Raw genomic sequence first — 13,663 nt, forward strand, 5'->3', positions numbered from 1 at the left:
CAGGATGACCTTCAACAGAGAGATGAAGCGAGAGTATGACATCCCGATACCGTCCATTCTCAGCCCAGGCCTACCCGCAGGCAGTCATGGATGTGCAGGAGACCAAGTGGTGTCATGTCCTTTTGCGCAGACAACACAAACAGGCAGGTAATCTTGCGCCCATTCATCACGGCAACCGCTTCCTCGGCAAGTGCGTCGGGCGCGATGGTGGTTGGGTTGGCTGTCATTACTTCGGCGGCAGACAGATCCAGAAGGCCCTGCATGTGGCGCCGCAAGTCGCCATCCGTGATGATGCCCTGCAACGCGCCGGAGTTGTCCACTACGCCGACAACGCCAAAGCCCTTCTGGCTGATTTCGATCAGGACATCTGCCATCGGGGTTTCGCGCGAGACCAGCGGCAGCGCCTTGCCATCGTGCATAAGGTCGCTGACGCGGCTGAGTTGGGCACCGAGTTTGCCACCGGGGTGGAATTCACGGAAGTGTTCGGGCGTAAAGCTGCGGTGTTCCATGAGGGCGATGGCGAGTGCATCGCCAAGTGCCAGAGTCATGGTGGTCGAAGATGTCGGAACGATGCCGCTGCCGCAGGCTTCTTCTGCCCGGGGCAGGATCAGGCCGACATCGGACTGTTTGATCAGGGTCGACTCGGCGCGGCTTGCCACACCGATCATCGGGATGTTGAACCGACGGGTGTAGGCGATAACGTCTGCCAGTTCGGGTGTTTCACCGGAATTGGACAGTACGAGGGCAACATCGCCCTGCGCCATCATGCCAAGGTCGCCATGGCTTGCTTCGGCGGGGTGCACGAAATGCGCGGGGGTGCCGGTCGAGGCAAGCGTGGCTGCAATCTTGCGGGCGATGTGGCCGGACTTGCCCATGCCGGATACGATCACGCGCCCGGTCGCCGACAGCAGGATTTCGACAGCCTTATCAAAGTCGCCGTTCAGGCCTTCACCCAACTGGCGCAGAGCATCGGCCTCGGTGGCGATGACGCGGCGGGCGGTGTCAGAGAAAGTCGAGGTCTGGGTCATCAGTGGGCGAAGATATCTTGTTCGGGCCAACCCGCGAGATCGAGGCGCGCGCGCATTGGCAGGAAGTCAAAACAGGCCTGCGCCATTTCGGTGCGCCCTTCGCGTTCGAGGCGCTTGTTCAGCTCTTCGCGCAAGCGGTGCAGGTAAAGAACATCAGAGGCGGCATAGTCGAGCTGTGCGTCGGTGAGCGTGGGTGCACCCCAGTCGCTCATCTGTTGTTGCTTGGAGATGTCGACGCCGATCAATTCCTGAAGCAGGTTCTTGAGGCCGTGGCGGTCGGTGTAGGTGCGCACCAGTTTCGAGGCGATCTTGGTGCAGTAGACCGGGGCGGTGAGAGCGCCAAAGGCGTTATACATCGCGGCAATGTCGAAGCGGCCGAAGTGGAACAGCTTGAGCACGTTTGGATCTTCGAGCATCTTGCAGAGGTTGGGGGCCTCGGTCTGACCGATGGCGACCTGCACGAGGTGTGCATTCCCGTCGCCCCCCGACATCTGGATCACACAGAGGCGATCGCGATGGGGGTTGAGACCCATGGTCTCGCAGTCGATTGCAACGATGGGGCCAAGGTCAAGCCCGTCGGGAAGGTCGTTCTGATAGAGGTAGTTTGCCATCTCAAGCCTCGGAAATTCCGGATAGAAAGGACTTACGGTTTTCGCGGGGCCGTTTCAATGACTCATGCGGAAAGCCGCGCATTGATCGGGTGGGGCAGGCTTGCGCCGAGGGGACTAGACCAGAAACTGCCTGATGGCCGTGGCGATCTGTTCTGCGGGCTCTGGCTCCATGTGCCAGTGGTGGTGTCCCGGGATATCAACCGTTGTGACATCCGGCATGTGCTCGGCAATCAGGGCGCGTTGCAGTGCGATGTCGTCCTCGAGGCCCTTCCTGGGGGTGGCCCAGATATTCAGGACAGGCATTGAGAGAGTCTTGAGTACGGAGATACACTGCTGCGCATTCATCCTGACCGCCGAGGCGCCGTTGTGTCGTGGGTCATTGCGATGCACAAAACCGTCGTCGCAGGGCTTGAGTGCGCGTTCTGCCAGAACCGTTGAGACAAGGGGTGGTTCACCCATACGGGAGCGTCTTGCGACGAAGTCCTGTTCGGTGGCGTATTGGCGGGGAGACCGGTTCAAAAGCGCGGCGCGGTCCTTGAGAAACGCGCGCAGTGTCTTGGCAAAGTCCTCGTCTTTGGCGGGTCTGGGCAGCATGCTATCGAGGGTTATGAGCGTATGAACCCTTTCCGGTTGGGTCGCGGCCAGCAAAGTTGCGATGATTGCCCCCCGGGAGTGTCCCAGGACCGCGCATTGCGCCCAACCCAGCGCATCCAGAACGCCGACAAGCTGGGGCAGGTCGTCCCAAATCTGGTAGGTTGCATCGGTGGAGCGGTGGCCACTGAGGCCGTGGCCGGACAGGTCAAGCGCGACCAGCCGGACATCGGGAAGGGCGCGTGCCAGTTGCAGGAAGCTGTTGGCGTTGTCCTGCCAGCCATGCAACGCGAGGATAGGCGGGGCATCAACCGGCCCAGATGCAAGACCGGCATAGGTCAGCCCGTCAACGACAAGCGTCAACTCTTCCGGAATGGGAGGGGTGGGTGGTTGCAATGGCTTGGCCCTTTACGGTCTTGGCAGGGCGACGTTATGGCGTTGACCGCGCGAATTCAATCACGCCGAGCCGGATATGGATTAGGTCTTGGCTGTGGTGAAAACTGTTCGGTTTCAATCGATGGATCAGTTTGCGGAGACAGGGGACGCAGCGGATATTGCGGATTAGGCGACTAGGCTTGCAGACAAGATTGCGCGGTTTCAGGTTCAGTCTCTGCGCCTGATCGGCAGAGACTGCCGAGGCCAGTCATTCAGGCGCCGAAACGATGCCGGGCAATGTTGTAGACGCGTCTGCCTATTGCCGAATTGATAGCGATGAACAGCGCATAGCAGCTGTTTGCCGACCGTAAGCCCAAACCCAACTAGTGAGATGGCATTGCAATCTTGTCAGTGACAACGGAAAGGCAGTTTTTCTTCAACGTATTCAATATGGCGTCCAGTTCGATGCGCGTTTCGACTCCGGCTTTCAGGCCCATTGTGACAGTGACAATAAACTGCGCTTGTTTTTGCGGTGTGAGGCCGTGGCTGAGCAATTGCGCGGCATATGGTGCTAGCAATTCTTCAACCAACTCGGCATGGCGGTCATGTGACTCTGCGATCGCCTCCTTGCCAACCTCGTGATAGCCAGCAATCAGATCCTCCGCATCGCCCGCCGCTTTCAGAAGTTCGAAACTCTCCACGATGGTCTCTTCGAAATAGATCTCTAGCTGATCTGCCAAGGACAAGCTCTTTTCGAGTCGTTCCCGCACCGTGGCAAGTTTTTGATCTGTAATTGAACGGGTTGAAGCACGGATCAACTCTTCCTTGCTTCCAAACAAATCATAAAGCGTCTGGCGCGATACACCGGCGGCTTTGGCAATGTCATTCATTGATGTCTTGCGGGCACCGTATCGCAGGAATGTGCGGATTGCGGCGTCGAGGATCTTTTCCTCGGTTTCGGTCATGGGGTTGGCAACTGCTTTGGTCATGGGAGTTAAATAAAATCGTTTTTACTTCTTGACAAGTGTGGTTCCAATGTAAAATACAACTGTACAACTGCGAAACAGTTGTAAGGCAAATGTCATGACCCTGACCCGTCGAACCCTATTGACCAGCAGCACTGCCGCGATCTTCGCGAGCGTCCTTCCATGGGCGGCACGGGCACAAACACCGAAAGGAAACCCCATGGACAAGACACAGGAAGATGCTCTGATAGATCAAATCGCCAAAGGCGTGAGCTATTCTTTCCGCACCCCCATTCTGCGCCGCCCTTCGGACTACGGTATGGCATACGAAGACGTGTTCTTCCCGGCGATGGATGGCGTGATGCTGGATGGCTGGTTCATTCCGGCAGAAGGTTCGAACAAGCTGGTTATCGTCAACCATTTCATCGGCGCGAACCGCTATGGCTACCCGGGCCATCTGGAGCCCTGGACCGGACAAGGCGGGTTCGAGGTGAACTTTGTCGAAGCGTACAAGGTACTGCATGATGCCGGCTACAACGTGCTGGCTTATGACCTGCGCGGCCACGGCCATTCCAGCGAGGGTGCAGGCAGCATCACGGGCGTTGGTGCAATTGAATGGCGCGACGTGATCGGCTCTGTCCGCTTTGCAAAAGACAAAATGCCAGGCGCCAAAATTGCGCTTCACAGCCAGTGTATGGGCTGTAACTCAACGTTCCTTGCTATGGAAAAACACCCCGAAGAATTCGAGGACATAGCTTGCATGATCGCCTTGCAACCCTTGTCGGCGGCGCCCTTCATCGAACGGGCTCTGATCGACAACGGCGTGGAAAATGCGGTTGAGCGTTTCAATGCGCGCTATAGCTATTACTCCAGCTTCCGTCACACCGACAGCAACGCCATCGCCCGTGCCGACAAGGTGACCTGTCCGACCATGGTGGTGCAGGTGAAGGACGATATGACCACCAAACCCTCGGACGCCCAAGGTATTCACGACAAGCTGCCCAACCCCGACAAGAAGCTATTGTGGATTGAAGGCACCCCGGTGCGCTACGAAGGCTACCGCTATTTCAGCCAGAACCCCGGCGAAATGATCGCCTGGTACGACGCCCATATGTGAGGTGAAAGCAATGAAAAATACAGTTCTCGCCGGTCTGCTGTCCCTCGGCGCCACCCTGCCCGCGCAGGCTGAATCCACGGCGCAAATCGTCGCCTGCACGCAAACTGTGAATGATTATGCTTGGTATCTGGACCACCCCGGTGACGACATGTCCGCAACCGCGCAGGCATTCGCCCAGCTTTTTACAGAAGATGCCGTGCTGCGCCTGGCCAATGCCCGCCTGGAGGAAGAAACCTTTACCGGTCACTCGGAAATCGCCGGGCGCTATCTGCAGGGCCGCGACCAGATGCGGTTTTTGCACCTGATGAGCAATATTCGCATCCAGCCCACATCAGATACCACCGCCACCGGCACCAACTATGTACAGATCTTCATTCACCCGATTGGCGCCAGCATGGATGACCCGCGTGGCGTAACTGGCGTGGCAGAATACCGCGATGAATACCGGTTTGAGGACGGTGTGTGTAGGATCAGCAATCGCTACGCAAACCTACGCCTGCTGAGCCTTCAGAACATTATCCAAGACCCCAAGCCCTAACCCAAGGAGACCTCTGATGTTGGGAAACATGATCTCGAATATGATGGTCAAACCGGGGCAGTCGCCTTTGTTTGACACCCCCGAGGCCCATGGTCTCGCTTATGAAAACGTCGTCTTCAAAGCGGAAGACGGCACCACCCTGCGCGGTTGGCTAATCAACGGCGGGGAAGATCGCGTGATTGTGCAGACCCATTTCGGGGTGCAGTGTAATCGCGGCGGATGGACTCCAAAGGGACATGGTCCGATCAGCCCTTGGAAGCGCGACATCCAGTTCCTGCGCCAGGCGAAATACCTGGTTGAGCAAGGTTATTCGGTACTTATGTATGACATGCGTGGGCATGGAGAAAGTGATCTGGGACCAATTCCCTGGGTCAGCTGGGGACCGGAAGAAGCCAAGGACGTGCTGGCGGCGGTGGATTTCGTGACCGAGCGGTTCCCGGAAGCATCGATTGGTCTGCTGTCGATCTGCATGGGTGCGGCCTCGACAACCTACGCTTATGGCCGCGAAAACGGGCTGGCAACGCGTCTGAACGTAAAGGCGATGGTCGCGGTGCAGCCGCTGCTCTATACCTGTTTCATGGAAGCGCTCGGCATGCCGAAATTCATGGTCCGCGCCGGCGAGCGAGTCAGCGAGAAACGGCTGGGGTTCGACATGAGCCAGCCGAATTTTGTCAAAGATGCTCCGAAAGTGACCGTACCAACCCTGGTGGTCCAGAACCAGAACGATCCCTGGACACAGATGGGTATGGTCGAAGACTACTACAAAGCGCTCACAGTCGAGAAAGAGCTCAAACTTCTGGACATCGAGAAAAGCCGGTTTGCCGCCTATGACTATGTCGGATCACACCCGCAGGATCTGTTGGGTTGGTTCGACAAGTACATGCGATGATCTCGAGCCTTCTTAAGTGGGTGCTGCCCGTCATCGCCATTCTGGTGGTGGCGGGGTTGTTTACCCGCAAGACGTTTCATGTCGAAGCAGTCATTCCTGCCGCACCGCATGAAGTCTGGAAAATTCTGATGGATACGGAGGCGTATCCGGATTGGAATCCGGTTTTTGTCCACGTCCAAGGCGACTACGTCCAAGGCGGAAAGGTGCGGAACAAGGTGCGCGATCCTGAAGGTAAATTTCTGGAAATGAGCGCCGCTGTGAAAAACCTGACCGAAAACCGCGAACTGCGTCAGACCGGGGGCCTGTTCGGCGTTATTACGTTTGATCATCGGTGGCGTCTGGAACCGGTACAGGGTGGTACCAAGGTCACCCAGCACGAAGTGGATAGAGGATTATATCTCTGGTTCTGGAATTCCGACTGGATCGAACCGGCATATGCCCAGGTTCTCGTCGCATTGGAGAATCGACTGACGGATACCCAATAATGAAAGGGCCCGATTGGATACCAACCGGGCCCAGTGATGATCCGAAAGACCAGCGGCAGTATAACCACCAGCATAGCCAGACCGCCTAACAAGCATGCCGACAGGGATCTAGGCATAAGAACAGGGCAGCAAACCTAACCTTCAATCTGACAGATGGGCCTTCACGAAGTCGACAAAGCGTTGTTCGGGGGAAAAGCCGAACAACGCTTTTCCCTCTCCGACGAAGTTTGAGTAGGGGTTGAAGTCGTAGAAGCAGGCCGAACCGGACTCCGCGCGAATGAAATATTCGACGCCACCAACTTCGGCGCCGGCCGCACGGCAGATCTTCAGAACGTTTTGCAAAACTCCGTCGGGCACCTCGTGCGGCTCGATACGACCCGCGCTATCCAGGGAGCAGAAGTCGAACTCAGCTTCTGAAGGCGAGCCTTCTAAACTGATGCTGCACCCATCGGCAGCGCAATAGTTGAACTGGTTTTCTACGATGCGCTGGCGAATGCCATAGAACAGCTCGTCCCCCAGAACTTCGACCCGGTACACGAAGCCGTCCGACTGAATGTATTCCTGCACCAATCCTGTCCCATCGATCCCGAGATCAAGATCGCCGTTTTCCACCGCGGCCTGCAATTCATCAGAGTCCTCAAACCGCGCGATACCACTGCCGGAACCGCCGATGTTCGGTTTTACGATCACTGGAAAACCTATGCGTTCGGCTGCTGCAGGCGCGTCTTCCGGACGATAGATCGCAATTGCGGTGGGATGGTCGAGGTCAAGGCCCGCGAAAATTCCGTTTTGTACGGCCTTCGACGCCCCGGCAAAATGTGCCTGGAACCCGTTGATCACCTTTGTCCCTGAACCTTCCAGCCAATTCAAGAAATGCAGAGTGTGTGCGGCTACGGCAGGTGCCCGCCCGTGAGATGGCATGATGTTGATCCGATTGACGCATAGGTCGACATCGAAAGCAGGCGCATCGGTCGCAAAAGGCGTTTCCGCGATATTGATCAGAACCGGTTCAATACCATTTTGAGCGAAACAGTCGATCAGGGCATCTGACCAGGTCGGGTGTTCGTGAAGAAAACCAATTTTCATAGGGCACTCATTTCGATTTTTTGTTCGCTTGGTGATACCGACGCGGTCAAGCCGTGCGGTTCACCTCTACGCCAGAGTTCTACTGCGGTCGGCGGCTGCTTCAAGGGTTTGACGCGTCAGCTCTGCAATTCCGTCCGGGCGCATCAGCACGTCCAGCCCAGCTGCGGTGGTGCCATTGGGAGATGTGACCTGATCGCGTAAGACATCCGGCGCAGTTCCGGTTTCCATCATCAAACGCCCAGCCCCGGCAATGGTTGCCACAGCAAGCCGAAGCGCCATGTCCTTGGGCAGACCCAGTTCCTGGCCTGCTCCTGCCATCGCCTCAGCCAACGCAAAGACATAGGCCGGACCAGAGCCCGACAACGCCGTTACAGCGTGCATCTGTTCTTCGCAATCAAGCAAAACCGTTTCACCCACCGCCGCCAGCAACCTTTCGGCAAGGCCCAGTTGATCTGTTGTCACTTGCTCGTTGGCAACCAACGCGCTGATGCCGGCTCCGATAGCTGCGGGCGTGTTGGGCATGGCACGCACGACAGGTGTCTCCAAGCCAAGCATATCCTCAAACGTCGCAATTGACGTACCCGCAGCGATCGAAAGAAACAGCGTAGGTCCGTTCCCAAAGGCAGCTATGCCAGGTATCGCATCACCCATGATCTGCGGCTTGGTGGCGATGACGGCGATGGCGGGCGGGGTGTCAGGCTGAACGTTCAGGCGCAATCCCTTGGCCTGCAGCTCGCACAGCCAGTCGGCGGGGCGCGGGTCCAGCACCGTCACCTGATCCGGCGACAGCCCTTTGGCCAGCCAACCACGCAACATGGCTCCACCCATCTTGCCGCATCCCAGCAACAGCAGGCCGCCCGCACCCATATCCATCAGCGGGACGCCTTCTGAGCGGCCACATTCTGAGCGATCAATTCCTTGTAGAGCTGGCGCAGGTGCAACGTCATCGGGCCTGCACCGTCATGCTCGCCGATGCGTTTACCGTCGATTTCGGCCACCGGTGTTTGTGCCCCGAAGGTGCCGGTCAGAAAGGCCTCGTCGGCGCCATATGCTTCATACAGGGAGTAGTTCTTTTCCTTGACCGGAATGTCGTTGGCGCGACACAGATCAATGACCTTTTGCCGGGTCACCCCGTTCATGCAGTAGTCACCAGTCGAGGTCCAGACTTCACCTCGGCGCACGATAAAGAAGTTACAGGCGTTGGTGGTGTTCACAAAACCGTGCGGGTCCAACATCAGCGCCTCATCCGCGCCTGCCTGTTCGGCCTGCAAGCAGGCTACAACGCAGTTCAGCTTGGAATGGCTATTATACTTGGCGTCCTGACTCATCGGTAGCCCGCGTACCTGCGGGACTGTGGCCAGGCGAATGCCCTTTTTCTGCAGGCTATCGGCGGGTTTCGAATGCTCGACAATAGCCACGATGGTCGGGCCAAATCGCGAGAGCCCGGGGTGTTGAAACGGTTTCGCCTTGCGTCCACGGGTGATCATCAGTCGGCAGTGCGCATCGCCAGTCATGTTGTTTGCGGCTGCCGTGTCGTCCAAAATCTTGCGAATGTCCTTGGGACCGATACCAATATCGATCGACACCGATTTTAGCGAGTTGAACAAGCGGTCCATGTGTTCGTCAAAAAAAGCCCATTCGCCATCATAGAGACGCATCCCCTCCCACATGCCGTCGCCAAGCATGAAGCCGCTGTCATAGACCGACACCACAGCCTGATCCTTGGGTACCAATTGGCCGTTCACATGGATCAGGATGTGCTCGTTGCGGTCGTCAGCCTGTGCGTCGTGGGTGGAATGGCTTTGCTCGGTCATGTTGGTTTCTTTCATCTCTTTAGTGGCCAATCACCTGGCTCAGGAAGGTGCGGGTACGCTCGTGTTGCGGGTTATCGAAGAACTGATCCGGCGGCCCCTGCTCGACGATCTCGCCATCCGCCATGAAGATCACCCGGTCGGCGACCTGGCGGGCAAAGCCCATTTCGTGGGTAACACAGATCATTGTCATGCCCTCGTCTGCAAGGCTCACCATGACGTCCAGCACTTCGGAAATCATCTCGGGATCCAGCGCCGAAGTAGGTTCATCAAACAGCATGATCTCCGGTCGCATACAAAGCGCACGGGCGATGGCGACACGCTGCTGCTGACCGCCTGACAATTGGCCGGGGTACTTGTCGGCCTGCTCGGGGATTTTCACCTTGGTTAGATATTCCATGGCGATCTGTTCCGCCTCGGCACGTGGCTGCTTGCGCACCAAGATCGGTGCCAGAGTGCAGTTTTCCAGAATCGTCATATGCGGGAACAGGTTGAAGTGTTGGAACACCATACCCGTCTCGCGCCGGATCTCGTCGATGTGATCCAGGTTGTCGTCCAGCTCGGTCCCCAGCACGTTGATCGAACCGCCATGATAATCCTCAAGCTTGTTGATACAGCGGATCAGGGTGGACTTGCCAGATCCGGATGGGCCGCAAACGACAATCCGCTCGCCCTTTTCCACGGTCAGGTTGATCCCCTTCAGGGCGTGGAACGACCCATAGTATTTGTCCATTTCAGCAATGCGGACGGCGGTGTTGGTATCGGACATCTGCGGGCTCCTTAGCGGGATGCAACGCTCAGGCGGCGTTCAAGATAGGCGCCGTAGCGCGACAGGGCGAAGACGAAAGTGAAATAGATCAGCGCGACGAAGCAATAGACTTCCACATGAGCGAAATTCCATTCGGCAGTGCCATAGGCAGCGTTGCCTGACGCAAGGATTTCGAAGAAACCGATGATGACGACCAGTGAGGTTTCCTTGAAGGTGATTACGAACTGGTTGATTGTCGGCGGAAGGGCGTTCCGGAAGGCCTGTGGCAGCACGACATAGCCGATCCGCTGCCAGTATCCCATTCCCAGTGCTTTGGCGGCCTCTTCCTGCCCGGCTGGCAGGGCCTGCATACCACCCCGGATGATCTCGGCCTGATAACAGGCAAAGAACAGGGCGTAGCCGACAATTACACGATAGAGCTTGTCCCCCACGGCCCAGCCCGGCAGCACGAAGGGCAGCACGATGGCAAAGGTGAACATGATCGACAAGAGTGGCAGTGACCGGATGGTGTCGATCACCAGTGCCATGGTGCGGGCTATCCAAGGAAGCTCCGAACGACGCAGCAGGGCAAAGACGATGGCCATCGGCATGCCCATCAGGATCACTGTCGCAAAAATGAAAATAGTCAGCGACAGCCCGCCCCAATTCTGCTCGGTCACCTCCGTCAGGCCGAAATAGCCACCGCGCATCAGGACATAGAAGGTGGCGAACCCGGCGACCCACAGCAGAGCGATCCGTCGTGCATTCCAGAACCACGGTACACAGGACAGCCCACCAACCAACACCATGACGATGCAGGCAATTGCCGAACGCCATTGCTCTTCAAAGGGATACAGCCCGAACAGGATCAGCCGCCAACGTGCGTCAATCACTGCCCAGCAGGCCCCACCGCTCCCGTGGCCACAATGGTCGCGGTGTTCCTGTGAGAAGGTGGCGTTCAACACGCCCCAGTCCAGCAGGTTCCAAAGGATCCATGCTACAAATGCACCGAACCCTATGGTCATGACAGTGTCCAGGCGGGTCGAGAAGTAACGCGCACGCACATTCTCGAAGAAGGTCGGGGTATGATAGGTCTTGGCCATGATCGTTCCTCAGGTGCGCAGCTGCGTGCCCTTGAGCTTGATCGCGTCGTTCACGCGGTTCAGCACCCAGGCCATTGAGTAGTTGATGGCCAGGAACCCGCCCATCAGGATGGCGATCAGCTCGAGCGTCTGGCCCGATTGGTTGATCGCGGTGGAGATCACGAAGAAGAAGTCGACGAAGCCGATAGCAATACCAATCGTTGTCGACTTGAACAGCCAGACATACTGGTTGATCAGTGTCGGCAGCACCGCACGGATGGCCAGCGGCAGACGAATGCGGCTGAATATCTGCCATTGGGTCAAACCAAGCGCGTGCCCGGCTTCGGATTGCCCCTTGCCCACGGCATTGAAGCCTGCGCGCACAATCTCGCCGATATAGGCCGCACCATATATCGAAATGGCCACGATACAGGAAAGAAGCTCGGGTGAAATACGAACACCTTCTCTGAAATTCAGCCCCTTAAGATATGGCAAGTTCACAAGCGGTGTTTCAGGAATGCGCCCGATCCACAGGGTTGCCACAACCGTTACCAATACACCCAGCCACAAACCGCGAACCATCGAAGTTTTGCGCGTTTCATCCGTCTGTGCAAAGCGCCGGGCGGTTTTCAGCCATAGCATCAGACCAAGTGCTGCTGTGATGATCGCCACCGCCACAAAGACTGATCCGCCACTGACATTCAGCCCCGGCAGGTAAATGCCTCTGCCACTCACAAAGGCAATGCCGCCGATATCCAGCGCCTGCTTCGGCTTGGGCAGCGATGTAAGGATCGCGTACCAGAAGAACAGCTGCAGCAGCAGTGGGATATTTCGAAAGAGTTCAACGAAACTGGCACCAATGAGCTCGGCCATCTCGTTGCCTGATACTCGCATAATGCCAATGACAGTGCCCAGGACGGTGGCGATCGACAACGAGATCGCGCCAAGGAACAAGGAGTTCAGCAAACCAACCCAGATCACCTTTAGATAGGTGTCTGAGGTGTCGAACTCGATCAGTGAGAAATTCACGTCCCAGCCGGTCGCCCGGTTCAGGAACCCAAAGCCCGAGGTCAGGCCCTGCGCGTCCAGATTGATCCGGGCGGTCACCGCAAACAGGATCATCAGTGCAAGCAGCCCGCCAACGAAACCGGCCTGAAACACCTTATCCCGAACAGATTTTTTCTTGAGAAGCGCAAACATCCGGCAAGGCTCCCGTGATCAACAAGGAAGAGGGGCCGAGGCCCCGAAGGGCCCCGGCAGGGGGGAGGTTTAGTCAACCATCAGCGGGACGAACACGCCGCCGTTGGTGTAGAGGTTATTCATCGCCCGCGGCAGGCCATAGGGCTCACCCACGTTGCGATCGAAGATCTCGGCGTAGTTGCCAACCTCTTTGATCAGGTTGTAGGCCCAGTCATCCGACAGACCCAGGCGTTCGCCATAGCCCGGGGTTACACCCAGGAACTTGCCGATCTGGGCCGACGGCGGGTTGGCGCGGATTTCGTCCACATTGGCTTGGGTGATGCCGTGCAGCTCAGCGAACCAAAGCGAGCTGACCATCCAGTTCTGAACGTCCAACCATTTTGGATCGCCTTCGGGCACGATGATGCCTTCGGGCTCCAGCGCGATCACGTCGGGCAGAATAACATGGGCTGACGGGTCAGCCGACTTGGCGCGGGCAGCGGCCAGCGGAGGTGCCAGCAGGGTCAGGCCGTCACAGCGGCCGTTGAAGTAGGCGCTGCGCACCTCGTCGCCACTTTCAAATACGATCAGTTCAGCCTCGATACCCAGCTTTTCGATATATGCGGCCAGGAAGCGTTCGGTCGAGGTTCCGGCCGACACACAGATTGAGCCACCATCCAGATCGGCCACGCTTTCGGCACCCAGATCAGTGTTCACCATCACGTGGAACGACGCCACGAAATAGGGGCGCGAGAAGGCCAGGTTCAATTCGGTATCGCGGCTCTGGCTCCAGCCCGAAAGCTTGATGATGACATCTACATCGCCCGACTGCAGCGCAGGCCAACGCTGCGCCCAGCTGATTGGAACGATTTCTAGGTTGCCGTCGGCCTGGCCAAACAATGATGCGGCCAATCCGCGGCAAAGGTCGATGTCCAGGCCTTTCCATTTACCCTGATCGTCCACTTCGGCAAAGCCCAGATAGCTGCCGTTGTGCCCAGAGCACATCAACTTGCCGCGTTCCTTAACGGTATCCAGACGGCTTTCAGCCATCGCTGATCCTGCCGCCAGAAGGCCCGCAGCTGCCAGTGCAAGCATTTTGAGTTTCATTTCGGTCTCCTCTGTTGCCCCGAGTTTTCCGCCCGGATCTTTGTCGACAGT

The 13,663-nt window shown here is 57.4% G+C and carries 15 protein-coding genes; 4 read left to right on the forward strand and 11 right to left on the reverse strand.

Translation table 11 applies throughout. The annotated features are described in order from the left end of the window. Positions 1 to 59: 59 nt before the first annotated feature. From ABWV42_RS16850 to ABWV42_RS16865, 4 genes are all read right to left on the reverse strand, one after another. The gene (locus tag ABWV42_RS16850; RefSeq protein WP_353341193.1) at positions 60 to 1,028 is read right to left on the reverse strand and encodes a KpsF/GutQ family sugar-phosphate isomerase; all 969 of its coding nucleotides are present in this window, start codon (positions 1,026 to 1,028) and stop codon (positions 60 to 62) included. Next, the gene (locus tag ABWV42_RS16855; RefSeq protein ID WP_353341194.1) at positions 1,028 to 1,639 is read right to left on the reverse strand and encodes a ribonuclease D; all 612 of its coding nucleotides are present in this window, start codon (positions 1,637 to 1,639) and stop codon (positions 1,028 to 1,030) included. The genes ABWV42_RS16850 and ABWV42_RS16855 overlap by 1 nt, the downstream gene beginning before the upstream one ends. 114 nt (positions 1,640 to 1,753) lie before the next feature. Then, entirely contained in the window at positions 1,754 to 2,626 is an 873-nt protein-coding gene (locus tag ABWV42_RS16860; protein WP_353341195.1) for an alpha/beta fold hydrolase, read from the reverse strand. Positions 2,627 to 2,988: 362 nt separating this feature from the next. After that, positions 2,989 to 3,594 (reverse strand): TetR/AcrR family transcriptional regulator, encoded by a 606-nt coding sequence (locus ABWV42_RS16865; RefSeq protein WP_353341196.1) that lies wholly within the window; start codon positions 3,592 to 3,594, stop codon positions 2,989 to 2,991. 196 nt (positions 3,595 to 3,790) lie between these two features. On the opposite strand from ABWV42_RS16865, the gene ABWV42_RS16870 reads away from it, so the two are divergent. From ABWV42_RS16870 to ABWV42_RS16885, 4 genes are read left to right on the forward strand one after another with little or no spacing between them, the layout of a single operon-like run. Beyond that, positions 3,791 to 4,687, forward strand: a complete 897-nt coding sequence (locus tag ABWV42_RS16870) for an alpha/beta hydrolase family protein (RefSeq protein ID WP_353341197.1) — start codon at positions 3,791 to 3,793, stop codon at positions 4,685 to 4,687. A 10-nt stretch (positions 4,688 to 4,697) separates the two neighbouring features. Beyond that, complete coding sequence (locus tag ABWV42_RS16875) at positions 4,698 to 5,225, forward strand: nuclear transport factor 2 family protein (RefSeq protein WP_353341198.1); 528 nt, start codon at positions 4,698 to 4,700, stop codon at positions 5,223 to 5,225. 16 nt (positions 5,226 to 5,241) lie between these two features. Next, on the forward strand, positions 5,242 to 6,114 hold the full coding sequence (locus ABWV42_RS16880) for an alpha/beta hydrolase (protein ID WP_353341199.1): 873 nt from the start codon (positions 5,242 to 5,244) through the stop codon (positions 6,112 to 6,114). Then, positions 6,111 to 6,599: an SRPBCC family protein gene (locus ABWV42_RS16885; protein ID WP_353341200.1), complete on the forward strand. Its 489-nt coding sequence runs from the start codon at positions 6,111 to 6,113 to the stop codon at positions 6,597 to 6,599. The genes ABWV42_RS16880 and ABWV42_RS16885 overlap by 4 nt, the downstream gene beginning before the upstream one ends. Before the next feature lie 141 nt (positions 6,600 to 6,740). Here ABWV42_RS16885 and ABWV42_RS16890 read toward each other — a convergent pair whose 3' ends face one another. The 7 genes from ABWV42_RS16890 to ABWV42_RS16920 all read right to left on the reverse strand — a co-directional run bounded on the left by ABWV42_RS16890 (position 6,741) and on the right by ABWV42_RS16920 (position 13,612). Beyond that, on the reverse strand, positions 6,741 to 7,685 hold the full coding sequence (locus tag ABWV42_RS16890) for an ATP-grasp domain-containing protein (protein WP_353341201.1): 945 nt from the start codon (positions 7,683 to 7,685) through the stop codon (positions 6,741 to 6,743). A 66-nt stretch (positions 7,686 to 7,751) separates the two neighbouring features. Then, positions 7,752 to 8,558: a pyrroline-5-carboxylate reductase gene (gene proC, locus ABWV42_RS16895; protein ID WP_353341202.1), complete on the reverse strand. Its 807-nt coding sequence runs from the start codon at positions 8,556 to 8,558 to the stop codon at positions 7,752 to 7,754. Next, the gene (locus ABWV42_RS16900) at positions 8,558 to 9,514 is read right to left on the reverse strand and encodes an aminotransferase class IV (protein ID WP_502930971.1); all 957 of its coding nucleotides are present in this window, start codon (positions 9,512 to 9,514) and stop codon (positions 8,558 to 8,560) included. The genes proC and ABWV42_RS16900 overlap by 1 nt, the downstream gene beginning before the upstream one ends. A gap of 4 nt (positions 9,515 to 9,518) precedes the next feature. After that, positions 9,519 to 10,265 carry an amino acid ABC transporter ATP-binding protein gene (locus ABWV42_RS16905; protein ID WP_353341203.1) on the reverse strand — a complete coding sequence of 249 codons (747 nt, stop codon included), beginning with the start codon at positions 10,263 to 10,265 and terminating at the stop codon, positions 9,519 to 9,521. Between the two features lie 11 nt (positions 10,266 to 10,276). Then, positions 10,277 to 11,347 carry an amino acid ABC transporter permease gene (locus tag ABWV42_RS16910; RefSeq protein WP_353341204.1) on the reverse strand — a complete coding sequence of 357 codons (1,071 nt, stop codon included), beginning with the start codon at positions 11,345 to 11,347 and terminating at the stop codon, positions 10,277 to 10,279. A 9-nt stretch (positions 11,348 to 11,356) separates the two neighbouring features. Then, positions 11,357 to 12,526, reverse strand: a complete 1,170-nt coding sequence (locus tag ABWV42_RS16915) for an amino acid ABC transporter permease (protein ID WP_353341205.1) — start codon at positions 12,524 to 12,526, stop codon at positions 11,357 to 11,359. Between the two features lie 69 nt (positions 12,527 to 12,595). Beyond that, positions 12,596 to 13,612 (reverse strand): transporter substrate-binding domain-containing protein, encoded by a 1,017-nt coding sequence (locus ABWV42_RS16920; RefSeq protein ID WP_353341206.1) that lies wholly within the window; start codon positions 13,610 to 13,612, stop codon positions 12,596 to 12,598. Positions 13,613 to 13,663: the final 51 nt, after the last annotated feature.

It is taken from the genome of Pelagimonas sp. KU-00592-HH (assembly GCF_040369695.1).
Taxonomy (GTDB): Bacteria; Pseudomonadota; Alphaproteobacteria; order Rhodobacterales; family Rhodobacteraceae; genus Shimia.